Source organism: Photorhabdus hainanensis (assembly GCF_018448965.1).
Classification (GTDB): Bacteria; Pseudomonadota; Gammaproteobacteria; order Enterobacterales; family Enterobacteriaceae; genus Photorhabdus; species Photorhabdus akhurstii.
Map to the genome: position 1 here is coordinate 146,986 of NZ_RCWD01000003.1, position 22,701 is coordinate 169,686.

A 22,701-nucleotide genomic window follows, 5' to 3' on the forward strand; every position below is an offset into this window, starting at 1 on the left:
ATAACCCCAGGTTCACCGTGAGATGAGTGAACCTGTATGTTTTACAGAGAGGAAAAAGAATGGAGAGGATTGAACGCCACGCTTGTTTTGGGGGATGGCAGGATGTTTATCAGCATGAATCGGCCATGCTTGGCTGTACCATGAATTTTGCAGTCTACCTTCCTCCTCAGGCTGAACATCAGAAATTACCGGTGTTGTACTGGCTCTCGGGCTTAACATGTAATGAACAAAATTTCATCACTAAAGCGGGAGCTCAACGCTATGCTGCTGAACAAGGTATTATCCTTGTCGCCCCAGATACCAGCCCTCGCGGTGAGAAAGTTGCAGATGATAGCGCTTATGATTTGGGTCAAGGAGCCGGTTTTTACCTCAACGCAACACAGGAACCTTGGGCGCCGCATTATCGCATGTATGATTATGTGGTGTCAGAACTACCGGCACTGATCGAAACACACTTCCCGGCAACAACCGCTCGAGCCATTAGTGGTCATTCTATGGGCGGTCATGGCGCACTGATGATCGCGCTACGCAATCCAGATCGTTACCACAGCGTATCGGCTTTTTCACCAATTGTTGCTCCTTCTCAAGTTCCTTGGGGAGAAAAAGCTTTTCGCGCTTATCTGGGAGAAGATCGTGACACATGGAAAACCTATGATACAGTCGAGTTGCTAGCCAATAGCGCCAAGCCATTGCATATGTTAATTGACATCGGGACCGACGACCCGTTTCTTGAAGAGCAATTACGTCCTGAGCTGTTGAAGGATGTATGCGAAAACACCGGGCATCCCTACACGTTGACTCTGCGCACTGGTTATGATCATAGCTATTATTTCGTCGCCAGCTTTCTCAGCGAGCATATCGCGTATCATGCCAAGGCATTGAAGGGCATTTGTTCTGATAATCAATAAATTAGATACGAGTTCAGACAAAAAGTCCCACACTAGAGGCATTAAGAAATTTTTTACCCTATTTACCTTGAGTCAATTCTGTAGAGCAGGCCGCTGGTTTGAAGTGAGTTATCCAGCGGCATTCCATCAACCTCCTGCAACAACTTTATGAAGAATTACTTGAACAACTTAAAATGGCAGAAGAATTAGGAAACAGACTTTTCATCGGTGGCAAAATGGAAAATAAGATTCGTTATGAATAAACTGAATAATCGCTCACGTCAGACATTGGGATACAAAACACCTAATAAATTATTTTCAAATCAAAAAATTATCTTATAGTATTAAATAAAATAATTTATACTTATTATGCAAATGTACAGACTTTAATTAATTATTAAGAGATAAATTATGGTCATAAACCAACTAGATAATCTACTGTGGAAAAATCAGGATGGTAAAACATCCAATAAATTATTAAATAAATACGAAATTATTTACTCACGATGTAATTATTTCGCAATTACCATGATAAACAACCAAACATTATAAATTGAAATTACCACCAATTAAAACAATAAAGCTGTTATTATACAAAAAAATATCTCGTTGTATTATAAAGAAAAAACACGAGCCAAATTAAATGTCTAACGAAAATAAATTATTTATTCTTCGTGATCATCAAGATAATTTTTATTTTTTCGTAGAATACATATGATAATTATTTGTTATAGTGGCTTTAATGTGTTATTTATTTCACTCGTAAGATTTATTTTTATTTAACACATCTTAGACTACTTATATAGTTGGATAGCTAAGGAGACTGTAATGACATTGCAAGAAATTGGCAAGATGAGTCTTAAAAATTCAGGTGGATTTGTTGCCAGAGTCCAATTTAGTTATATGGATGGAGATGGTGAAAAGCATTTAAGTCAGCAAGGTAATAATATTACTCTTGGATTAACAGATACTGTTGACCCTGGCGATCTTGGAGTTCCTGATGGCTCAATAGTTTTTATGCATGTATTTGTGGTATGGGGAAATGATAATGAAGCCCGTAAAGCTTTTTTATACAAAAAAGGAAGCCAAGCGCTTGCCAGCTACAATATCAGTGGTACGACATTAAGCAATGATCTTGGTTTGATCGATGTCTCGTAATACATATAAGCCCACCATTTTTAAACTTCCCCCCCTATGTACGGATTGGAGTCCAACATTTGGGGGACAGTTTATGCTTGTACTCTCTCGCTCCGGGCCTGAGAACAATTTATCTGGAGTTGCTCCTAATGTTTCAGTCACCCTTCTACATGTATACCATCACACCAAAGGCGTGTTAGTTAGTAACAAAATTCTTTTTTGTGATTTCAGTTATAAAAATCCATTTGAAAAAAAATAGTACTGTTCATCTTCAGCGCAGTACTGTTACTTTAGTATCGTTGTATCTTTTTATAGAGCTCCAGTATTAAATCATTACCTATTATTCGGTTGTAAATATAGAGGTGAAGGCTTGAGCGATTTTGTAGTCTCGAAAAACCATATGAATCCCTTTCAATCTCAGTTGGAGGAACTTGATTCAAAATTAATTCCTATTGAGGGAAAGGTTCCTTCAGAGTTAAAAGGTACTTTCTTTAGAATTGGTCCCGGTCGCCTGCATAGAGGAGACGAATATTATAATCATCCATTTGATGGGGATGGGATGATATTTAAAGTAACGTTCAGTGATAATGGGATATTCTATAGAAACAGACATGTGTTAACAAAGGAATACTTAAGAGAGGAAGAAGCTCAAAGGTTACTGTATCGCTCTGTTGGAACCGTCCCCAGAAAATTAAAATTCAGGATGAGATTTTTTATTATTAAAAATCCGGCAAATACAAATATTGTGTATCATTCTCATAAACTTCTGGCGTTATGGGAAGGAGGAATGCCACATTTAATTAATCCGGTAACTCTTGAGACAATTTCAAAATATGACTTTTCTGGAAAGCTAAAAGCACGATTTTCTTTCCTTCCCAAACTTAACCTTCGTGAAGTGCCATTTACAGCACACCCTAAAAAAATACCAAATGATGATAATTTATATGGATTTGGTGTGACATATGGTATTGGATCTAAGTTGACGCTATACAAAATAGACAGTGCCGGCGACATGACGGTTATACGCAACATTACGCTTAAGAAAAGGTATTTAATTCACGATTTCATAGTGACAAAAAATTACTTTTTATTTTTTTTAGGTGGGCCGCATATAAATCTTAAGTTGAGGAACGTAATTGGCAATGAAAGCATCCTTGCATCCATGAATTCACATGAAAGTGAAGATGGCCGGGTTCTTTTAGTTTCAAGAGAATGCCATGATGCGAAATTCTATGATGCAGCTCCTGGATTTATTTTTCATTTCGCAAATGGCTATGAAGATGCCGATGGGAATGTGATTTTCGACGCCTCATTTTGGCGGTCATTCCCAGTATTTACGCAGAATATATTTGAAAATAATAGTTCAGAACTTTGTCGTTTTACTTTATGCACTGCATCCGGGAATGTTGATAAAGAAATTTTATTCAAGGGGAATACTGATTTTCCAGCCATAAACCCTACAGTCTGTGGTAGACAACACAGATATGCCTGGTTCGTTTGTTGGGGGGATTCTGAAAGTGAAGAGAGATCAATAATTAAATTTGATTGTTTTAATAAGAGTGTATTAAGCCACAGTTTTGATAATGATTTGCCGGAAGAACCTGTTTTTGTAGCCAAACAGGGTTCTGTTAAAGAAGATGATGGTTGGCTTATTTTTAAGGTTTATGTCGAAAAATTGCACTGTACAGATATTGTAGTTTTAAATGCTGATGATCTCTCAATGGTGTGCAGATTACGTTTGCCGCATCATATTCCAATGGGAATGCATCACTGCTGGATAAATGAAGTTATGCTATAAGCCTATTGTCATAATAAGCTTATCGTTGTTTTTCAAATGGCTTAGTGAAATTATTTACGTGATTCGGGAAATATTTATGAACGTCAGTACCGCACGAGCTATGAATTACGAAGAGACATTACTGGAGCTACAGAGTGCGCTACAACAGCACCTAGAACGGGTACTTCCTTCAGGAGCACCAGATGATAAAGTCTGCGCGGCCATGCGAGAAAGTACACTGGCGCCTGGAAAACGTATCCGCCCCTCTTATTGCTACTCATAGTTCTGGATCTTGGAGAAAACCCTTGGAAGACTGACTTTCTACAGTTGGCATCTGCAATTGAAATAGTGCATGCAGCCTCATTAATTTTAGACGATCTTCCCTGTATGGATAATGCTGAGTATCGGCGCGGACGCCCGGCTATTCATCGGCAGTATGGTGAAAGTGTAGCGATCCTAGCGGCTGTAGCCTTGTTGAGCCGGGCTTTTGGCCTCATTGTAGAAACAAACCTTTCTGAACACGATAAATCCGCTGCTGTCGCCATACTTTCCCATGCAGTTGGTTTAAACGGTCTTGTCCAAGGGCAGTTTCGCGATCTGAACAATACATTATGTGCTGGTAATTATCATGCCATTGCTACCACCAACGATTTAAAAACGGGTTTGCTTTTCGACACAACATTTCAGTTAGCGGCAATTGCTGTGAATGCGCCTGATATAACTCGTCAGGCATTGCGTCATGTATCACAACATCTGGGACAGGCGTTTCAATTACTGGATGACTTGAGCGATGACCTGAATAATACAGGGAAAGATATGTATCAGGATAAGGAAAAGTTAACAATGGTTACGCTGCTCGGAAAATCTAAAGTGCATAAACACTTACGCAGGCACATCAGATACATTGATAAATATTTGGCGATAGTGTATCGCAGAAATTTAGCTTCACAATATTTTATACGACACTGGTTTGATAAAAATATTGCGATGTTTAATTAATTTCAACCTTGGCCCGAAAAAAATGAAAAAGATCGATCACACTCAGCGTAAGAATGAGCATCTGGATATTATATTCCGTCCTCCTCAAACTGAGCTCCAAGTAAGAACGGGGTTTGCTGAGTGGCGATTTCAGCATTGCGCTCTGCCAGAATTGGATCTGGACAGTATAGATCTTAAGTATTCCCTCTTTGGGAAAATTTTGCAGGCGCCACTGCTCATAAGCTCTATGACTGGAGGGGTTCATCGTGCTCATGCGATTAATCATCATCTTGCAGAGGCAGCTCAAGTATTGGGAATTTCAATGGGGGTCGGATCGCAACGTGTTGCTCTTGAAAATGAAGCAAACGATGGGCTTAATCGCTCACTACGCCAGATAGCTCCTGATATTCTCCTTTTCGCTAATCTCGGGGCGGCCCAAATTCGTGGCGAACGCGGGTTTAATTATGCTCTGCGAGCAGTACAGATGATTGAAGCCGATGCTCTAATTATCCATCTGAATCCGCTACAGGAGGCGCTGCAACAGGAAGGAGACCGTAACTGGCGCCATATTCTATATGCTATTGAACAACTCGTAACAAAACTTGGGGTTCCTATAATTGTTAAAGAAGTAGGTTCAGGTTTATCGCCTCCTGTCGCACGCCAATTGGCAGAAGCTGGAGTCAGCATGCTGGATATAGCCGGGGCTGGGGGAACCAGTTGGGCAGCGATTGAAGCAGAACGAGCATCTACACCGTATCACCGCGCATTAGCTATGGCATTTGCTGACTGGGGAATTCCGACCGCGACAGCACTGCGTGAAATACGCGAGGCACTGCCAAATATGCCACTGATCGCCTCTGGCGGTATCAGAAATGGTGTTGATGCCGCCAAAGCTTATTGCATGGGAGCACAATTGGTCGGCCAAGCCGCTGCCGTCATACATAGCGCCGCCCTCTCCACAGATGCAGTTATAGAACATTTCCAATTAATTATTGAGCAGATAAAAGTCGCCTGCTTTTGCACAGGGAGCGCCGATATTGCCGCGCTGCGTACAGCTGTTTTGCTACCAACATGAGTTTTCCGCTATGACTGAATACCTTTAATCTCTTTCAACAAACACGAATTTCCGTGATGTATATGACTCTTGATGAGGTTAATAACTTTGTGATTGTCGGAGGATCAACAAAATGATGTACGACTGGGATCTGATTTTGGTGGGAGGAGGATTGGCCAACGGACTGATCGCAATGCGTTTCCAGCAGTGTAAACCACATCTGCGAGTGTTGCTTATTGAAAACACAGAAACAATAGGAGGCAATCACACGTGGTCATTTCATCAACATGATCTTACTGAGGCGGAACATGGGTGGATAGCACCGCTGATCACCTATCATTGGTCAGGTTACGACGTCATTTTTCCAGCATTTCAACGCACATTGCCACATTCATATTTCAGTATCACATCCCAACACTTTGCAAACATACTCCATGCGTATTTGGGCGAGCGTATACAGACTCGTGTATTGGTACAGGAGCTAACTCCACAGAAAGTCTACTTACAGGACGGCACGTCTCTAAGCGCCGGCGCAGTCATTGATGGGAGAGGCTGGCGACCAGGACCATTTATGGGAAGTGGCGCCCAGGCATTTTTTGGTCAGGAATGGGAACTGGAAGAGGCGCACTCTTTAACCCACCCGATTTTAATGGATACCAGTGTGGGGCAGGATACAGGTTATCGATTTATCTATGTCCTGCCATTCTCCTCAACTCGTCTGCTAATAGAGGACACCCATTACGTTGATCGGGGGCCGCCTGATAAGGTCTTGTCGCAAGCAACTATCGCAGAGTACGCGAAGAAGCATGGCTGGAAACTGGGTAAACTCATTCGAGAAGAGAGCGGTTGTCTTCCAATTACACTTACGGGAGATTTTACCTCTTTCTGGGCACAACTAGCAGGACAACCCACCTGTGGGTTGCGTGCAGCTTTGTTTCACCCCACAACAGGCTACTCTCTGCCACACGCCATTCGGTTGGCAGATCGTATTGTCGCTCTACCGGAGCTTACCGATACCTCCTTATTTATTACCCTCAAGGATTACGCACGACAGCAGTGGCGACATCAGCGCTTTTTCCGTCTTCTAAATCGCATGCTCTTCCTGGCAGGAGATCCACAACAACGTTGGCAAGTAATGCAACGTTTCTATCAACTTTCCCCAGATCTGATTGCGCGTTTCTATGCGGAGCAACTTAATTCCGTCGATAAGGCCCGGATTCTCATAGGTAAACCACCAGTGCCGATAAAGGGCGCCCTAAAGGCAATGTTTAAACAACACAAGAAGCTTCAGGATTTTTATCATGATTAAAGCGCTGGTAATTGGTGCGGGTTTTGGTGGGCTGGCACTGGCGATAAGGCTCCAGTCCGCGGGGATTCCGACATGTATTTTGGAGCAACGGGATAAACCAGGTGGGCGCGCTTATGTTTATAAGGAACAAGGGTTCACCTTTGATGCCGGTCCCACCGTAATCACCGCTCCCAATGTCATTGAAGAATTGTTTACACAGGCTGGTAAACGTATGGCTGATTACGTCGATTTACTTCCCGTACGCCCTTTTTATCGGCTCTGTTGGGAGTCGGGTAAGATGTTTGATTACGACAACGATCAGCAACATCTGGAAGCACAAATCCATACGTTCAATCCAAGAGATGTTAACGGGTATAAACGCTTTCTGGACTATTCCCGGGAAGCCTTTAATGAAGGCTACCTGAAACTTGGAACGGCGCCCTTCCTCTCTTTTCGCGACATGTTGAGCGCGGCTCCACAGTTGATACGTCTACACGCATGGCGTAGTGTTTATAGTCAGGTGGCACGCTTTATCAAAGATGAGAGCCTGCGCCAGGCATTTTCATTTCACTCGCTACTGATAGGAGGCAACCCCTTTGCTGCATCTTCTATCTATACTTTGATCCACGCGCTGGAACGAGAATGGGGAGTCTGGTTTCCGCGTGGAGGAACCAGCGCCCTGGTTGAGGCAATGGTGAAATTGTTTACTGACCTTGGTGGAGAAATTGAGCTTAATGCAAAGGTAAAACGCTTCACCACCCATGACAATCGGGTCACAGGTGTACAATTAATTGATGGACAAAATATAACATGTGACGTTGTGGCCTCAAATGCCGATGTTATTCATACCTATAAGCACCTGTTGGGTCATCATCCGGTCGGAATAGCCCGCGCCCGAACACTGGTGCGTAAACGAATGAGCAACTCACTGTTCGTACTTTATTTCGGTCTGAACCATCACCACGCTCAATTAGCTCATCATACAGTTTGCTTTGGTCCACGCTATAAGGAACTCATCGAAGATATTTTTTATCATGATCGACTGGCGGAGGATTTTTCACTCTATCTCCATGCCCCCTCTGTTACTGACCCATCCCTTGCTCCCCGAGGATGCGCAAGTTACTACGTTCTGGCCCCTGTACCACACCTGGGGACAGCTAATTTAAACTGGGATATAGAGGGGCCACGCTTACGCGACCGTATTTTCGCGTATTTGGAAAAGTACTATATGCCCGGTCTGCTCAAGCAGTTAGTCGTTCATCGTATTTTTACCCCATTTGATTTTCGTGACCAACTAAATGCCCATCTAGGTTCGGCCTTCTCCTTTGAACCGTTGCTGACACAAAGCGCTTGGTTCCGACCACACAATCGGGACAGCTGCATTGATAATCTGTACCTCGTCGGCGCAGGCACGCATCCTGGAGCAGGTATTCCCGGCGTGATTGGATCAGCAAAAGCCACAGCCACATTGATGTTAGAGGATATCGCTAGATGAATCCCGCGCTACTCAAACACGTTACTCAGATAATGGAGCAAGGCTCAAAAAGTTTTGCCAGTGTCACCCGACTTTTCGATACAGCAACACGACACAACACAATGATGCTGTACGCCTGGTGCCGTTATTGTGATGATATAATAGACGGGCAAGAGCTGGGGAAACAAATAAGCAGTGTTGATAAGCATAGCGCCCGCGAGAAACTTCAAACGCTGCAATACCTGACGAAGCAGGCTTATGACGGTTTGCCGATGACCGAACCTGCTTTTGCAGCCTTTCAGATAGTAGCTCTGAGTAATGAAATCCCTCAACAACAAGCCTTCGAACATCTGGAAGGATTCGCAATGGATGTACTCTGTGAGCCTTACAGAACATTGGATGATACTCTGAGATATTGCTACCATGTCGCAGGAGTGGTTGGGCTGATGATGGCAAGGGTTATGGGGATTCGCGAGGCGAGTGTGCTGGATCGGGCCTGCGATCTAGGAATTGCTTTTCAATTAACTAACATTGCTCGGGATATTATTGAAGATGCGAAGGCCGGTCGTTGCTATCTTCCGCTAGAATGGCTTTACCAAGAAGGGCTAATGCCAGACACACTTATTTATACCGAAAATCGTCCTGCGCTAGCTCGGGTGGCATCCCGATTGATTGTAGAAGCGGAGTCTTATTATACCTCCGCTTTGACAGGGCTTGTTGGTTTACCTTTGCGTTCAGCCTGGGTCATAGCTTCTGCTCATGGTATCTATCGTGAAATCGGCATTAAGGTGCAACAAGCAGGAGTACGGGCCTGGGAACGCAGACAAAGAACTAACCGTGGAGAGAAAGTTACCTTATTAATGGCCGGCGCAATGCAGGCGCTTATGTCTCGAGTGGCGATAACAACGCCTCGCGATCCCAAATTGTGGCAGCGACCTCATTAAAAATTAACTCCACTTATGGTAAAAGAATCTGTTTATGTAAAACAAGAGTGGCTGGCGCAAAGTAGGTTATTTCCCCGCAACCAGCCTTTTCCTGACATGCTGCACTCCCCTCCCTCTTTCGAAGTGCAAACCCATTACTGAGTAAGAATTTTAGTCAGGCTCTCAATAGGCACTCCAACAGCCTATGATTATCACAGAAAAACATAATAACCATTTGTTTTATAAAGAAAAATATCGAACTCAGAACGGAATGTCGTCATCAAAATCCATTGGCGGCTCACTGCTTTGTGGAGCAGAGGATTGAGCTGGGCGCGAAGGAGCGCCGCCACCGCTGAACTGCTGAGATTGTTGCTGTGGTTGTGGCTGCTGTGGCTGTCCCCAACCGCCGCCTTGTGGTTGGCTATCCTGGAAATTACCACCACCAGCACGACCACCCAACATCTGCATGGTACCGCCCATGTTTACCACCACTTCTGTGGTGTAACGCTCCTGACCGTTCTGATCCTGCCATTTGCGGGTTTGCAGAGAACCTTCAATATAAACCTGTGAACCTTTACGCAGGTACTCACCCGCGACTTCCGCCAGTTTGCCAAACAAAACAACCCGGTGCCATTCAGTCTTCTCTTTCATCTCGCCGGTCTGTTTATCGCGCCAGCTTTCAGAAGTCGCCAGAGTAATGTTAGTCACTGCACCGCCGTTTGGCATATAGCGGACTTCCGGGTCTTGCCCCAGGTTACCGATTAAAATAACTTTGTTTATGCCTCTGCTGGCCATTGGGAATACTCCTGATGAAATGAATTTCTACAATTATTAAGCAACACAGTTTAACATGCGATACTAAAAATGAAACGCAGCCGCTTTAGAACGAACTTTGCGAAGCTCACCGTAATTTAATTCCGTACTTATTACATTATTTCACTTAAATACTGTATATCTAATCAGTCAACTCTGTGTAATAATAACCCACTTATTATTATTTATGCACGTATGAATAACCCGGGAAATGGTTCATGGATAACATCGAAGTTCGGGGCGCACGTACCCACAATCTCAAAAATATCAATCTGATAATCCCCCGAGACAAGCTGATAGTTATCACCGGTTTGTCCGGTTCAGGTAAGTCTTCTCTAGCATTTGATACGCTTTATGCCGAGGGGCAGCGTCGTTATGTGGAATCGCTTTCAGCTTATGCGCGTCAGTTTCTGTCACTGATGGAGAAACCTGATGTTGACCATATTGAAGGGTTATCCCCAGCCATTTCCATTGAACAGAAATCTACTTCCCATAACCCACGTTCAACCGTGGGGACAATTACCGAAATTCATGATTATCTGCGTTTGCTGTTTGCCCGCGTAGGTGAACCACGTTGCCCAGATCACGATATTCCATTGGCAGCACAGACTGTTAGTCAGATGGTAGATAATGTGCTAACACTGCCAGAAGGTCATCGTTTGATGTTGCTGGCGCCGATCGTTAAAGAGCGTAAAGGCGAACACACTAAGTTACTGGATAATCTGGCAGCACAAGGTTATATCCGCGCCCGTATTGATGGTGAGGTCTGTGATCTATCCGATCCGCCAAAGCTAGAATTACAGAAAAAACATACTATTGAAGTGGTCATTGATCGCTTTAAAGTTCGTGCCGATCTGGCACAACGCCTGGCCGAATCTTTTGAAACAGCGCTGGAACTTTCAGGTGGTACCGCTATTGTCGCCAATATCGATGATAATACAGCCGAGGAGCTGATTTTCTCTGCTAACTTTGCCTGTCCTGCATGTGGCTATAGCATGAGTGAGCTGGAACCTCGCCTATTCTCTTTTAACAACCCTGCCGGGGCTTGCCCGACTTGTGATGGTTTAGGCATTCAGCAATTTTTTGATCCCGATAGAGTCATTCAGAATGGTGATATCTCCCTGGCCGGCGGTGCAATTCGTGGTTGGGATCGCCGTAATTTCTACTATTTCCAGATGCTACGTTCATTGGCAGAACATTATAAATTCGATATCGAAGCGCCCTTCAATTCCCTCAGCGCCAATATTCAGAAAGTAGTGTTGTACGGCTCCGGTAAACAATCCATCGAATTTAAATACACCAATGACCGCGGCGATACCACAGTGCGTAACCATCCGTTCGAAGGTGTACTGCATAATATGGAGCGCCGTTATAAAGAGACGGAATCTACTGCCGTTCGGGAGGAGCTGGCGAAATATATTAGTAACCGCTCGTGTATTTCCTGCCACGGAACCCGCCTACGTAAAGAAGCCCGCTACGTATTTATTGAGAATACCACTCTCCCGGAGATCTCAGATTTCAGTATCGGCCATGCGATGGATTTTTTTCAAAACATGAAACTCAGTGGTCAACGTGCGCAAATTGCTGAAAAAGTACTGAAAGAGATCCGCGACCGTCTGAAATTCTTGGTTAATGTTGGTTTGAATTATCTGACTCTCTCTCGTTCCGCCGAAACCCTGTCCGGTGGCGAAGCTCAACGTATCCGCCTTGCCAGCCAGATTGGCGCCGGTTTAGTGGGAGTGATGTATGTACTTGATGAACCTTCTATCGGGTTGCATCAGCGGGATAATGAACGCTTGCTGGAAACGCTAATCCACTTACGCAATCTGGGAAATACCGTGATTGTGGTTGAACACGATGAGGATGCCATCCGGGCTGCCGACCATATCATTGATATCGGTCCCGGCGCCGGCGTGCACGGTGGTGAAATCGTCGCGGAGGGCACAGTTAAAGATATTATGGTGAGCAAAGATTCACTAACAGGTCAATTCCTGAGTGGAAAGCGTGAAATTGCCATCCCAGAGAAGCGTATCCCGGCTGATCCGAAAAAGGTGCTGAAACTGCTCGGAGCGAAAGGTAATAACCTGAAAAATGTGACGTTCAATCTGCCAGTTGGGTTATTTACTTGTATTACCGGGGTTTCTGGTTCCGGTAAATCAACGCTAATTAATGATACTCTGTTCCCCATCGCCCAACGCCAGTTAAATGGCGCGACCAATATCACTCCTGCCCCTTATATCGATATTCAAGGGCTAGAGCATTTCGATAAAGTGATTGATATTGACCAGAGTCCGATTGGCCGAACTCCCCGCTCTAACCCGGCAACTTATACCGGCGTATTCACACCAGTCCGTGAATTGTTCGCTGGCGTACCTGAATCACGCGCCCGTGGTTATACACCTGGACGATTCAGTTTTAACGTTAAAGGTGGGCGCTGTGAAGCTTGCCAAGGTGATGGCGTTATTAAGGTAGAAATGCACTTCTTGCCTGATATTTATGTCCCTTGTGATCAGTGCAAAGGTAAGCGTTATAACCGTGAAACACTGGAAGTCAAATATAAGGGCAAGAATATCAATGAAGTATTGAATATGACGATCGAAGAAGCTCGTGAATTCTTTGATGCAGTTCCTGCTCTGGCCCGTAAACTGCAAACCCTCATGGACGTTGGTCTTTCTTACATCCGTCTGGGTCAATCAGCAACAACGCTATCAGGTGGTGAAGCGCAGCGAGTAAAGCTGGCGCGTGAACTATCCAAGCGCGGAACCGGGCAGACGTTATATATTCTTGATGAGCCAACAACAGGTTTGCATTTTGCTGACATTCAGCAGCTATTAGCGGTTCTGCATCAGTTACGCGATCAAGGGAATACCATTGTGGTTATTGAACATAACCTTGATGTGATTAAAACCGCCGACTGGATCGTGGATCTGGGTCCGGAAGGAGGTAGCGGCGGCGGCGAGATTTTGATTTCTGGCACACCAGAAGAGGTCGCCGAATGTGAGAAATCACATACTGCACGTTTTCTGAAACCTATATTGAAGAAAGAAGCATAATCGGCAAACAGGGGCGATTTAAGCCCCTTTTTCCTGTGTTCTGTTTCCTGTTCTCTGTTCTCTGTAACGACTGCTTTGCCAATAACAACAAGCAATTTTCGCTGCCAGTTCAGCGTTATTAAGTACCAACTGAATATTAGCAGACAAGCTATCCCCCCCAGTTAACTCAGCCACTCTGGATAACAAAAACGGCGTACACGCCTTGCCATTTACTCTCTGCTCTATGGATTCGCGTATTGCCTGTTCGATAGCAGCATTGATCTCCGCTTCCGGCATAGCGTATGACTCAGGGATAGGATTGGCGATCACTAAACCGCCCTGTAATCCAGCATCCCATTTTACTGCTATCGCCTGAGCTATCTGTTCTGGGGAGTCCAGACGAATATTGACGGGAAATGGGCTGGTACGACAGAAAAACGCCGGTAAAGAGTGAGTCTGATAGCCAACTAATGGTACCCCATGAGTCTCGAGATATTCTGTTGTCAGGCCAAGATCCAGAATAGATTTAGCGCCAGCACAGACTACTGCGACACTGGTTTTCGCTAATTCCTGCAAATCGGCTGAAATATCAAAAGTCTGTTCCGCTCCGCGGTGCACACCGCCAATACCGCCGGTAGCGAAGATTCTAATCCCGGCCATTGCCGCGATAATCATGGTAGAAGCAACCGTCGTCGCGCCATTTCTTCCAGCCGCGATAACAAAGGGTAAATCACGACGACTGACTTTAGTTATCTTGTCACCTTCTCTACCCAAAAATTCGATCTCTTCATGAGAGAGTCCTGCTTTCATCATCCCATTGATAACAGCAATTGTTGCAGGAATAGCGCCATTTTCCCTGATTTTCCGCTCAACTTGTAGCGCAGTCTTTACATTTTGCGGGTAAGGCATTCCATGAGCAATAATGGTAGATTCCAACGCCACAACCGGTCGGTTATTTTCTAAAGCCTCTGTAACTTCCGGGGAAATATCCAAATATTTATTGCTAATAGCATGATTTTTCATGATTATAATTCCAGCAGTTTTTGGACGCTGCCATTTGACAGATTTGGATTATTGGTAAATTCGCAAGAGAGCGTGAGCGCGGAGCACCCTTGAGCAAAGCGAACACTTTCTGCCAGCGTCATATTTTCTAGCCAACAGTTCACCAGCCCAGCCATCATGGCATCTCCGGCCCCTGTTACATTAACAATCTTGATACTGATGGGGAGTGACCAGCCTGCCACACCATCGCTTTCGCTAAAGTAGACACCCTCTACGCCCATGCTGAGTACTAACCGCTGCACACCTTGATCGTGAAACCACCGCGCCACTGCCGGAACATCGGTAGGTTGGGTGATTTTCATTCCACTCAGTGCTTCCGCCTCCAGACAATTAGGTTTTAAGGTGTGAATATAGGAAAGCCAGTTTTTAATCTTAGGCGCTTTAAATGCGGATACTGTATCCACAAATATCGGCACCGTTCCGGCGTTAGTCAACAACCAAACCAAAGCTTCTTCAGATAAATTGCAATCAATAACCAGTACACCGGCATGCCGAATAAGATCATAATGATTCGTTAGCAACGATGGCGTCAATTTTTCCAAAATATGCATATCATTGATGGCAACCAACATCTCACCGCCGTCATCTAATAAGGAGACATATGTCGAAGTATTTTCACCATAAAGTTTATAGCAGTAGTCGACATTAACCCCTGCGCATCTGGCCTGATCCAGTAAAGTGCCACCATAAAAATCATCGCCAACAACAGAAATAAGATGACACTCTTTACCTAATAAAGCGATATTTTGGGCAATATTTCTTCCTACACCACCCGGGGTACATTTTATTTTTCCAGGGTTAGAATCTTGATAAATGAGTTTATCCGATGCATAACCGCAAACATCCATATTAATAGAACCAACCGTCACCACATAATTATGATCAGATAAAATATAACCTTTCCCTTTTATATATCCCTTATTCATTAAATTCATAATATGGCCAGCAACACCAGAGCGACTTATACCTAAAATATCGGCAATTTCCTGCTGTGGGATCAACGGATCTCGTCTCAGAAGTTGCAATATTTGTTTTTCCCGATTCGTCATTTTTGGACACTTGTTTGTTCTTAAACACACGTTTGTTTTATGTGGTAAAGAAAAAATAGTAAAGTGGGATTTTTTACTTTACAACGAAGTTGGGAGAATGATCGTAAGAGTATATGACTGGATTATCAGCCCTATTTTATGTGATAACCATCAAGTAAAATCCTGCTAAACAATCCTTTTTGCTGCATATTAATAATCAACCGGTATTTTGTTCCAGAAATAAATTCAATAAAACAAAGCATTAAGTAAAGCCTTATCGAAAGCTAACAAATGTTTGGATATACCTTGAAATGGTGAAGATTACTTTTCACCATCTGAAACATGTTTCATGAAAAATTGATCTGTTTCACATTAAAAAACATACTTCATAACCGTAAATATCCACGAATAAATTATATACGCTGCAATTAGAATAATTCTCACATTAGATTCCATCTTATAAAGAACAAATATAAATATTTATAACGCTATTATTCTTATAAACAAAAATGTTTATATTTATTTTCAAGTTAAACAAACAGGAGGAGGCAGTGAAGCAAAGCGAGTTTCGCCGGTGGCTTAAAGCTTAAGGAGCAGAATTTAAAGATGGGACTAACCACTTGAAAGTTTTCTTGAACGGTAAGCAAACCACGATGCCAAGGCACCCTAGTAAAGAAATCCCAGAACCGCTGAGGAAATTAGGTCACAGCACTAAAATTGACACCATCGCGAATGCGTTAAATGCCTTGGGCAAACATCTGGAACTTGTTGCCATTTAAACATCACCATCAAATAGTATTAAACCTTGCCACAGCAAGGTTTAAGTAAATGACTAAATTTAAATTACGGCCTCATTACCATTTATCTCGATAGTAAAATGATATTTGATACCAATATTTATCTATTTCAATTTTTTTATTAAAATACGTTCAAGGACTGGTACATATTATTTTTTACATTGAACCTACTATTATTAATATTATCTTCAATAGGAAGCCCTAATTTTTCTATTACTGAACCATCATCTCCCAAATCTCTAGAATATTCCTCACCAATAAACTCTTCCGTTTTTTTATCAAACCACGCAATATTTAACTTTAATCCCATAACTTACCTCATAAAAATTTTTAATGCTACGTTCTGATCAGCCGTTGCTAATTACGCGCCACATTAAATTAATATTAGGAAGGAAAATAAGCGCACCATAAATAGCGCGCTTCAAGGAGGTGTTTACTGCTATTTTACAAATTTATCGATCATTATCATCGATAGCAGATTATTTACATCAGAATTTATTACTTATTTACCGCCGCAAATGTCTCAGCAACACGTGCAACATTACGGTGATTAACACCCGGTATACAGACTCGGCCATTACCGACCAGATAAACAGCAAATTCTTTGCGTAAGCGATCCACCTGCTGCTGGCTAAAACCGGTATAGCTGAACATCCCGCGCTGTTTCAGAAAATAATCAAAATTTTTCTCTGGTAGTGCGGTTTTCAAAGCATCCACCAGCACCGTACGCATTTCCAAAATACGCAAGCGCATATGTTCAACTTCTGTCAACCATTGTGCCTTCAAAGCAGGATCAGTCAGTACTTTCGCCACAACCTGCGCGCCAAAATTCGGTGGGCTAGAGTAGACGCGACGCACACCCGCTTTCAACTGCCCTAATACCCGCTCTTTGGTCTGTTCATCATCGCAAATGACAGACAAGCCACCCACACGCTCACCATACATAGAAAATATCTTGGAGAAAGAGTTGCTCACCAGACAAGGCAAACCAGCGTTCGCCATTGCGCGAATGGCATAAGCATCTTTTTCCATACCACCCGCAAGTCCCTGATAAGCAATATCAAGGAATGGCAGTAATTCTCTCTCTTTAACAATCTGAACAACTTGATCCCATTGATCATCGGTCAGATCCGATCCGGTTGGGTTATGGCAACAAGGGTGCATCACAATAATGCTTTTTGCCGGCAATTTCCTGAATGTTTCCAGCATTTCATCGAATTTTACCCCTTTAGTCTGTGTATCAAAATAAGGGTAATAGTTCACCTTAATACCAGCCCCCGCAAAAATAGCCGCATGGTTTTCCCAAGTTGGATCACTGCACCACACTTCTGAATCAGGGAAATAGCGACGCAAAAAGTCAGCCCCAATTTTAAGGGCGCCAGAACCGCCTAATGATTGAATCGTTGCCACTATCCGTTGTTTCAACACCGGATGATCTTTACCAAATAACAATTCCTGAACCGCAAGACGATACGATTCCAATCCCTCCATCGGCAGATAAAGAGAAGCAGTCTGTGACAACGCTCTAAGTTGTTCTTCCGCGGTAGCCACCGCCTGCAATTGCGGAGTCACACCCTGCTCATCGTAATACAGCCCGATGCTCAGATTAACTTTTTCCGCACGAGGATCTTTTTGAAATTCTTCAGCTAGCGAAAGAATCGGATCACCAGCATAAGCATCAACATTCTGGAACATCAGGCTCTACTCCTTATCAGTCAGTTATTTAATAAACCATATAATCTACAACATCATTCGTCCAGATATTCCATCACCACTCTGGAAGTAAGCTTAGTCACCAGCTCGTAAGTAATGATACCGGTGCGTTCAGCAATCCGTTCCACCGGCAGTACATCTCCCCAGAGCACCACTTCATCACCCACTTTATCTGTCGCATCTGGCCCCAAATCAACCGAGATCATATCCATCGAGACTCGGCCAGCAATCGGCACTTCACGGCCATTAATATATATTGGCGTTCCCGAAGGCGCACTGCGCGGATAACCATCACCATAACCGATAGCCACAACCCCAAGACAAGTATCACGTTCACTGACCCAGGTCCCACCATAGCCAACCGACTCTCCAGCTTTATGCTTACGAATAGCAATTAAGCTCGACTTTAAGGTCATCGCGGGGATCAAATTAAAATCCACGGCCGTTTTATCTGACAATGGCGATACACCATACATAATCAGCCCAGGACGCACCCAATCTTGATGGACTTCCGGCCACAACAGGATACCTCCTGACGCGTCAATAGATTTTTCTCCCGGTTTGTCCGCACAGAAAGCCTGAAAACAAGCTATCTGCTGGCTAGTTGTATCTACCGTTGGCTCATCAGCCCTGCCGAAATGGCTGACAATATTGACGGGCTGCTGTACATTTTTACAACGACTTAGCCGTTGATAAAATTCTTCGGCATCTTCCGGCCGTACACCTAAGCGATGCATCCCGCTATCCAGTTTCATCCATACTTTTACCGGATGAGATAACTTAGCCTGTTCCAGTGCTTCCAACTGTTCAATGCTGTGAACCACAGTTTCAATATAGTTAGCAACCAGTACTGGCAGGTCAGCCGCATCAAAGCATCCTTCCAGTAACAGAATCGGTTTGACGATACCACCATGACGCAACGTCAATGCTTCACCAATTCGCGCTACACCGAAACAATCGGCGTCGTCCAGCGTATGTGCTGTCTCCAGTAAACCGTGGCCATAAGCGTTTGCTTTCACAACTGCAATCAGGTTGCTTTTAGGAGCAAGCTCCCTTACCCGTTGCAAGTTATGTCGCAGAGCGCGGCGGTCAATAATTGCGGTTGCCGCTTTCATTCTATTCCTTAAATTTATTAATTCTTTGGTGGTTAATACTTATTCGTCGTCATAACTTGGTCCGGCATAGTTATCAAACCGCGACCATTGACCATTAAACGTTAGGCGAACTGTACCGATTGGACCGTTACGCTGCTTACCAAGAATGATTTCAGCCACACCTTTCATGTCGCTATTCTCATGGTAAACCTCGTCACGATAGATAAACATAATGAGGTCGGCATCCTGCTCAATAGAGCCGGATTCACGTAAATCAGAGTTAACCGGGCGCTTATCTGCCCTCTGTTCAAGGCTACGGTTGAGCTGAGAAAGTGCAACCACCGGCACTTGAAGCTCTTTAGCCAAGGCTTTTAGTGAACGGGAAATCTCCGCAATTTCCAAAGTACGATTATCGGATAAGGCCGGAACCCGCATTAATTGCAGATAGTCGATCATGATCAGACTTAATCCACCATTTTCGCGGAAGACGCGCCGAGCCCGGGAACGGACTTCGGTAGGCGTCAGGCCAGACGAATCATCAATATACATATTGCGTTTTTCCAGCAATATGCCCATCGTACTGGAGATCCGCGCCCAATCTTCATCATCAAGCTGACCGGTACGGATACGGGTTTGATCCACCCGTGAAAGGGACGCCAGCATACGCATCATGATCTGGTTGCCGGGCATCTCAAGACTAAAGATCAAAACAGGCTTATCCTGCATCATGGCTGCGTTTTCACACAGGTTCATGGCAAAAGTGGTTTTACCCATAGAAGGACGCGCAGCCACAATGATCAAGTCTGATTTTTGTAAGCCTGCGGTTTTCTTATCCAAATCCTGATAACCGGTTGAAACACCGGTTACACCATCATGAGGGCGTTGATAGAGCTGCTCGATACGCTCGACGGTTTCTTCAAGGATCTGTTCTATTCCTTTCGGCCCTTCATCTTTACTGGCACGATTTTCAGCGATCTGGAACACCCGTGATTCGGCCAGATCCAATAATTCTTCGCTACTCCTGCCTTGAGGATCATAACCCGCATCTGCAATTTCATTTGCAACAGTGATCATCTCGCGGACAACAGCACGTTCGCGGACAATATCCGCATAAGCATTAATGTTCGCTGCACTTGGCGTATTTTTAGATAATTCAGCCAGATAAGCAAAACCCCCTACATTATTCAGCTCCCCGCTCTGCTCAAGGGATTCCGATAATGTAATCAGGTCGATAGGATTGCCCATCTCCAGCAACCGCTGCATTTCAGCAAAAATGCGCCGATGTGGACGGCTGAAAAAATCATTGCTAGTAACACGTTCGGAAACATTATCCCAACGTTCGTTATCTAGCATTAAGCCACCTAACACAGACTGCTCTGCTTCCAAAGAGTGCGGCGGAAGTTTCAGCCCTTCCATTTGGCGATCTTTTGGTTCAGCCATTTTGTTGTGAGTTGATTTTTTTCCCGCCATGAATCCTGCAATAATCCACTGATAAATTTACAACAGCACAGAGTATACGCTATGAAGTGCCTTGAGTAATTACATATAGTTTGTAATTATTTCTGGCACATTAAAGCCTGTTTACAATGAATTCAACTACCACGTGCACACACATTCCCCCTTATATTGATGAGGTTGAGTCATGGCAAAACATATCGAATTTTCCTCTATTGGCGGCCCCGAGGTCCTGCAATATTGTGAATTCACCCCCAAAGCTCCTGCTGACGATGAAGTACAAGTAGAAAATAGAGCGATTGGAATCAATTACATCGACACTTATATTCGTAGCGGGCTATATCCGCCGGCACAATTACCAAGCGGCTTGGGTACTGAGGCCGCAGGCGTAGTGACCAAAGTGGGTTCTGCTGTGACTACCATAAAAGTGGGTGACCGTGTAGTTTACGCGCAATCAACTTTAGGCGCTTACAGTGAAGTGCATAATGTCGCGGAAAACAGAGTCGCGGTTCTGCCGGATACCATCTCCTTCGAACAAGCTGCCGCTTCTTTTCTAAAAGGGCTGACAGTCTACTATCTTCTACGCCGTACCTACAAAATCCAGTCAGGCGAACCCTTTTTATTTCATGCCGCCGCCGGTGGAGTTGGGCTAATTGCCTGCCAATGGGCAAAAGCTTTGGGTGCGAAACTGATCGGAACAGTCGGCTCTGAAGAAAAAGTACAACGCGCTAAAGAGGCCGGCGCATGGCAGGTTATTAACTATAACCGTGAAAATATTGTCGAACGAATTTATGAAATCACCAACGGTGAAAAAGTCGGTGTAGTTTATGATTCTGTTGGTAAATCGACTTGGCTGAACTCGCTGGATTGTCTGAAACGACACGGATTAATGGTTAGCTTTGGCAATGCATCCGGGCCAGTTACCGGTGTCGATTTGGGGATTTTAAATCAGAAAGGCTCACTATTTGTTACCCGACCTTCTATCGCCGGCTATATTTCAACGCGCGGAGAGTTGGATGAGGCGAGCAAAGAACTATTTGATCTGATCGCCAGCGGAAAAATTAATGTGGATGTACCAGAAAATCAGAAATTCTCGCTAAGTGAAGCGACAAGGGCACATCAGATTCTAGAAAGCCGGGCAACGCAAGGATCAAGTTTACTGATCCCTTTAACGGTAAGATGAGCGGGTTATTAACTAAGCCTGCAAGTCTAATACCTCATTATGCCGCTATTGCCTGCACGAATAACCTTAGACCGGAGGGCAATGCTGGCTGAATATATGAAAGATAAAACAATACCCCTCTTGGTAGGGGTATCACACCTCAGGCAGATAAATAACGATAAGATTGAGGCGCTGTTATCCCTTGACCAAACACATTTAAAGGCAGAGGTTTATCGTATTTTTTAACATTACCAATACTAATTGCGACAGCCTTCTCTCTTCCTTCAAAATAACTATCAAAAAAATCCTTTGTTGTACCTGCAAATTGATGAGTCATTTCCCATACAACGGAAGGAGCGTCAGAAATAATATCTTCAATTTCAAACTCGCCAACAACCATACCTATCGGCATAGTTGCATATATAACAACGGATTGAACCTGATTATTTTTAAAGGCAACTTTCCTAAATTCAAATTTCTTTGAACCATCAAGTATTCTATCAACATACTCTGGTTTAATTGATAATAAAACTTTCATTGGCTTCGCTCAGTTTGATAATATTATTAAATTGATCATCAGTCAATCTCATGATTCCCCAATAATCACTTTTATTTAAACCGACTTCGTTAATGAGTCTATCACGAATAATCCTTTTAGGTAAAGCCACATTATAAGTAAATCTTACTATGTATGGATACTGCCGTCTTCTATATATTTCAGTTAATTCATTTACACTAAAGACACTAAATTTACCACAATAATCAATATAGCTTTCTAGCGTTGGGAACTCATTAATAACCCTGACTTCTTCAACAACGCAAAGTGAACTAATCACAGATCTATATCGTGCTAGACCTTGTTTATCAGCCGTTCTATATATAACAATAATATCCCCTCTCTTCATATGAAGGACATCTTTCATTGCACATATATATATTTTATGAATGCTATTGTTGCTATATACTTACTATCAGCAAGAATCACGTAAACTGGGATATTATTACCCGGAACAGTTTTCCAGATTTC

Annotated in this window: 17 protein-coding genes and 3 pseudogenes; 11 read left to right on the forward strand and 9 right to left on the reverse strand. The window is 43.7% G+C overall.

The window, feature by feature from the left end:
* Window positions 1-59 precede the first annotated feature (59 nt).
* From fghA to crtB, 8 genes and pseudogenes are all read left to right on the forward strand, one after another.
* A complete protein-coding gene (gene fghA, locus EAE92_RS03200) occupies window positions 60-908 on the forward strand; it encodes an S-formylglutathione hydrolase (protein WP_214067019.1) in 849 nt (282 codons plus the stop codon).
* Window positions 909-1,715: 807 nt separating this feature from the next.
* On the forward strand, window positions 1,716-2,045 hold the full coding sequence (locus tag EAE92_RS03205; protein ID WP_214067020.1) for a hypothetical protein: 330 nt from the start codon (window positions 1,716-1,718) through the stop codon (window positions 2,043-2,045).
* Window positions 2,046-2,394: 349 nt separating this feature from the next.
* Window positions 2,395-3,822 (forward strand): carotenoid oxygenase family protein, encoded by a 1,428-nt coding sequence (locus EAE92_RS03210; protein WP_214067021.1) that lies wholly within the window; start codon window positions 2,395-2,397, stop codon window positions 3,820-3,822.
* Between the two features lie 76 nt (window positions 3,823-3,898).
* Window positions 3,899-4,800, forward strand: a pseudogene (locus tag EAE92_RS03215) (polyprenyl synthetase family protein).
* Between the two features lie 22 nt (window positions 4,801-4,822).
* Window positions 4,823-5,854, forward strand: a complete 1,032-nt coding sequence (fni, locus tag EAE92_RS03220) for a type 2 isopentenyl-diphosphate Delta-isomerase (RefSeq protein WP_214067022.1) — start codon at window positions 4,823-4,825, stop codon at window positions 5,852-5,854.
* A 112-nt stretch (window positions 5,855-5,966) separates the two neighbouring features.
* On the forward strand, window positions 5,967-7,142 hold the full coding sequence (gene crtY / locus EAE92_RS03225; RefSeq protein WP_214067023.1) for a lycopene beta-cyclase CrtY: 1,176 nt from the start codon (window positions 5,967-5,969) through the stop codon (window positions 7,140-7,142).
* Complete coding sequence (locus tag EAE92_RS03230) at window positions 7,135-8,616, forward strand: phytoene desaturase (RefSeq protein WP_214067024.1); 1,482 nt, start codon at window positions 7,135-7,137, stop codon at window positions 8,614-8,616. Before crtY ends, EAE92_RS03230 begins: the two co-directional genes overlap by 8 nt.
* Window positions 8,613-9,539, forward strand: a complete 927-nt coding sequence (gene crtB, locus EAE92_RS03235) for a 15-cis-phytoene synthase CrtB (RefSeq protein ID WP_214067025.1) — start codon at window positions 8,613-8,615, stop codon at window positions 9,537-9,539. Before EAE92_RS03230 ends, crtB begins: the two co-directional genes overlap by 4 nt.
* 240 nt (window positions 9,540-9,779) lie before the next feature.
* Here crtB and EAE92_RS03240 read toward each other — a convergent pair whose 3' ends face one another.
* Complete coding sequence (locus tag EAE92_RS03240; RefSeq protein WP_036811562.1) at window positions 9,780-10,313, reverse strand: single-stranded DNA-binding protein; 534 nt, start codon at window positions 10,311-10,313, stop codon at window positions 9,780-9,782.
* Window positions 10,314-10,549: 236 nt separating this feature from the next.
* Here EAE92_RS03240 and uvrA point away from each other — a divergent pair, with 236 nt between their 5' ends.
* Complete coding sequence (gene uvrA, locus EAE92_RS03245; RefSeq protein WP_214067026.1) at window positions 10,550-13,384, forward strand: excinuclease ABC subunit UvrA; 2,835 nt, start codon at window positions 10,550-10,552, stop codon at window positions 13,382-13,384.
* A gap of 18 nt (window positions 13,385-13,402) precedes the next feature.
* Here the strand turns inward: uvrA and EAE92_RS03250 are convergent, their stop codons facing one another.
* On the reverse strand, window positions 13,403-14,386 hold the full coding sequence (locus EAE92_RS03250; protein ID WP_214067027.1) for a pseudouridine-5'-phosphate glycosidase: 984 nt from the start codon (window positions 14,384-14,386) through the stop codon (window positions 13,403-13,405).
* Between the two features lie 2 nt (window positions 14,387-14,388).
* The gene (locus tag EAE92_RS03255) at window positions 14,389-15,474 is read right to left on the reverse strand and encodes a PfkB family carbohydrate kinase (protein WP_214067028.1); all 1,086 of its coding nucleotides are present in this window, start codon (window positions 15,472-15,474) and stop codon (window positions 14,389-14,391) included.
* A gap of 530 nt (window positions 15,475-16,004) precedes the next feature.
* Between EAE92_RS03255 and EAE92_RS03260 the strand changes: the two are divergent.
* Window positions 16,005-16,151, forward strand: a pseudogene (locus EAE92_RS03260) (type II toxin-antitoxin system HicA family toxin); the annotation flags it as partial.
* Window positions 16,152-16,307: 156 nt separating this feature from the next.
* Here the strand turns inward: EAE92_RS03260 and EAE92_RS03265 are convergent.
* From EAE92_RS03265 to dnaB, 4 genes and pseudogenes are all read right to left on the reverse strand, one after another.
* A pseudogene (locus tag EAE92_RS03265) lies at window positions 16,308-16,560 on the reverse strand (colicin E3-like toxin immunity protein).
* Window positions 16,561-16,748: 188 nt separating this feature from the next.
* Window positions 16,749-17,945, reverse strand: a complete 1,197-nt coding sequence (locus tag EAE92_RS03270; protein ID WP_214067029.1) for an amino acid aminotransferase — start codon at window positions 17,943-17,945, stop codon at window positions 16,749-16,751.
* Between the two features lie 53 nt (window positions 17,946-17,998).
* Entirely contained in the window at window positions 17,999-19,078 is a 1,080-nt protein-coding gene (alr, locus tag EAE92_RS03275) for an alanine racemase (protein WP_214067030.1), read from the reverse strand.
* A gap of 39 nt (window positions 19,079-19,117) precedes the next feature.
* A complete protein-coding gene (gene dnaB, locus EAE92_RS03280) occupies window positions 19,118-20,527 on the reverse strand; it encodes a replicative DNA helicase (protein WP_036778097.1) in 1,410 nt (469 codons plus the stop codon).
* 172 nt (window positions 20,528-20,699) lie between these two features.
* On the opposite strand from dnaB, the gene EAE92_RS03285 reads away from it, so the two are divergent.
* Window positions 20,700-21,695, forward strand: a complete 996-nt coding sequence (locus tag EAE92_RS03285; RefSeq protein ID WP_214067031.1) for a quinone oxidoreductase — start codon at window positions 20,700-20,702, stop codon at window positions 21,693-21,695.
* A 139-nt stretch (window positions 21,696-21,834) separates the two neighbouring features.
* Here the strand turns inward: EAE92_RS03285 and EAE92_RS03290 are convergent, their stop codons facing one another.
* Both EAE92_RS03290 and EAE92_RS03295 read right to left on the reverse strand, forming a co-directional pair.
* Window positions 21,835-22,212 (reverse strand): ASCH domain-containing protein, encoded by a 378-nt coding sequence (locus EAE92_RS03290; RefSeq protein ID WP_214067032.1) that lies wholly within the window; start codon window positions 22,210-22,212, stop codon window positions 21,835-21,837.
* A complete protein-coding gene (locus EAE92_RS03295) occupies window positions 22,190-22,579 on the reverse strand; it encodes a hypothetical protein (RefSeq protein ID WP_214067033.1) in 390 nt (129 codons plus the stop codon). The genes EAE92_RS03290 and EAE92_RS03295 overlap by 23 nt, the downstream gene beginning before the upstream one ends.
* Between the last annotated feature and the right edge of the window lie 122 nt (window positions 22,580-22,701).

Coding starts and splice junctions, on each gene's coding strand:
- EAE92_RS03295 (WP_214067033.1), bottom strand. CDS start 22,579: ATGAAGAGAGGGGATATTATTGTTATATATAGAACGGCTGATAAACAA.
- fni (WP_214067022.1), top strand. CDS start 4,823: ATGAAAAAGATCGATCACACTCAGCGTAAGAATGAGCATCTGGATATT.
- EAE92_RS03250 (WP_214067027.1), bottom strand. CDS start 14,386: ATGAAAAATCATGCTATTAGCAATAAATATTTGGATATTTCCCCGGAA.
- EAE92_RS03270 (WP_214067029.1), bottom strand. CDS start 17,945: ATGTTCCAGAATGTTGATGCTTATGCTGGTGATCCGATTCTTTCGCTA.
- EAE92_RS03240 (WP_036811562.1), bottom strand. CDS start 10,313: ATGGCCAGCAGAGGCATAAACAAAGTTATTTTAATCGGTAACCTGGGG.
- EAE92_RS03290 (WP_214067032.1), bottom strand. CDS start 22,212: ATGAAAGTTTTATTATCAATTAAACCAGAGTATGTTGATAGAATACTT.
- EAE92_RS03255 (WP_214067028.1), bottom strand. CDS start 15,474: ATGACGAATCGGGAAAAACAAATATTGCAACTTCTGAGACGAGATCCG.
- crtB (WP_214067025.1), top strand. CDS start 8,613: ATGAATCCCGCGCTACTCAAACACGTTACTCAGATAATGGAGCAAGGC.
- dnaB (WP_036778097.1), bottom strand. CDS start 20,527: ATGGCGGGAAAAAAATCAACTCACAACAAAATGGCTGAACCAAAAGAT.
- crtY (WP_214067023.1), top strand. CDS start 5,967: ATGATGTACGACTGGGATCTGATTTTGGTGGGAGGAGGATTGGCCAAC.
- uvrA (WP_214067026.1), top strand. CDS start 10,550: ATGGATAACATCGAAGTTCGGGGCGCACGTACCCACAATCTCAAAAAT.
- EAE92_RS03205 (WP_214067020.1), top strand. CDS start 1,716: ATGACATTGCAAGAAATTGGCAAGATGAGTCTTAAAAATTCAGGTGGA.
- alr (WP_214067030.1), bottom strand. CDS start 19,078: ATGAAAGCGGCAACCGCAATTATTGACCGCCGCGCTCTGCGACATAAC.
- fghA (WP_214067019.1), top strand. CDS start 60: ATGGAGAGGATTGAACGCCACGCTTGTTTTGGGGGATGGCAGGATGTT.
- EAE92_RS03285 (WP_214067031.1), top strand. CDS start 20,700: ATGGCAAAACATATCGAATTTTCCTCTATTGGCGGCCCCGAGGTCCTG.
- EAE92_RS03230 (WP_214067024.1), top strand. CDS start 7,135: ATGATTAAAGCGCTGGTAATTGGTGCGGGTTTTGGTGGGCTGGCACTG.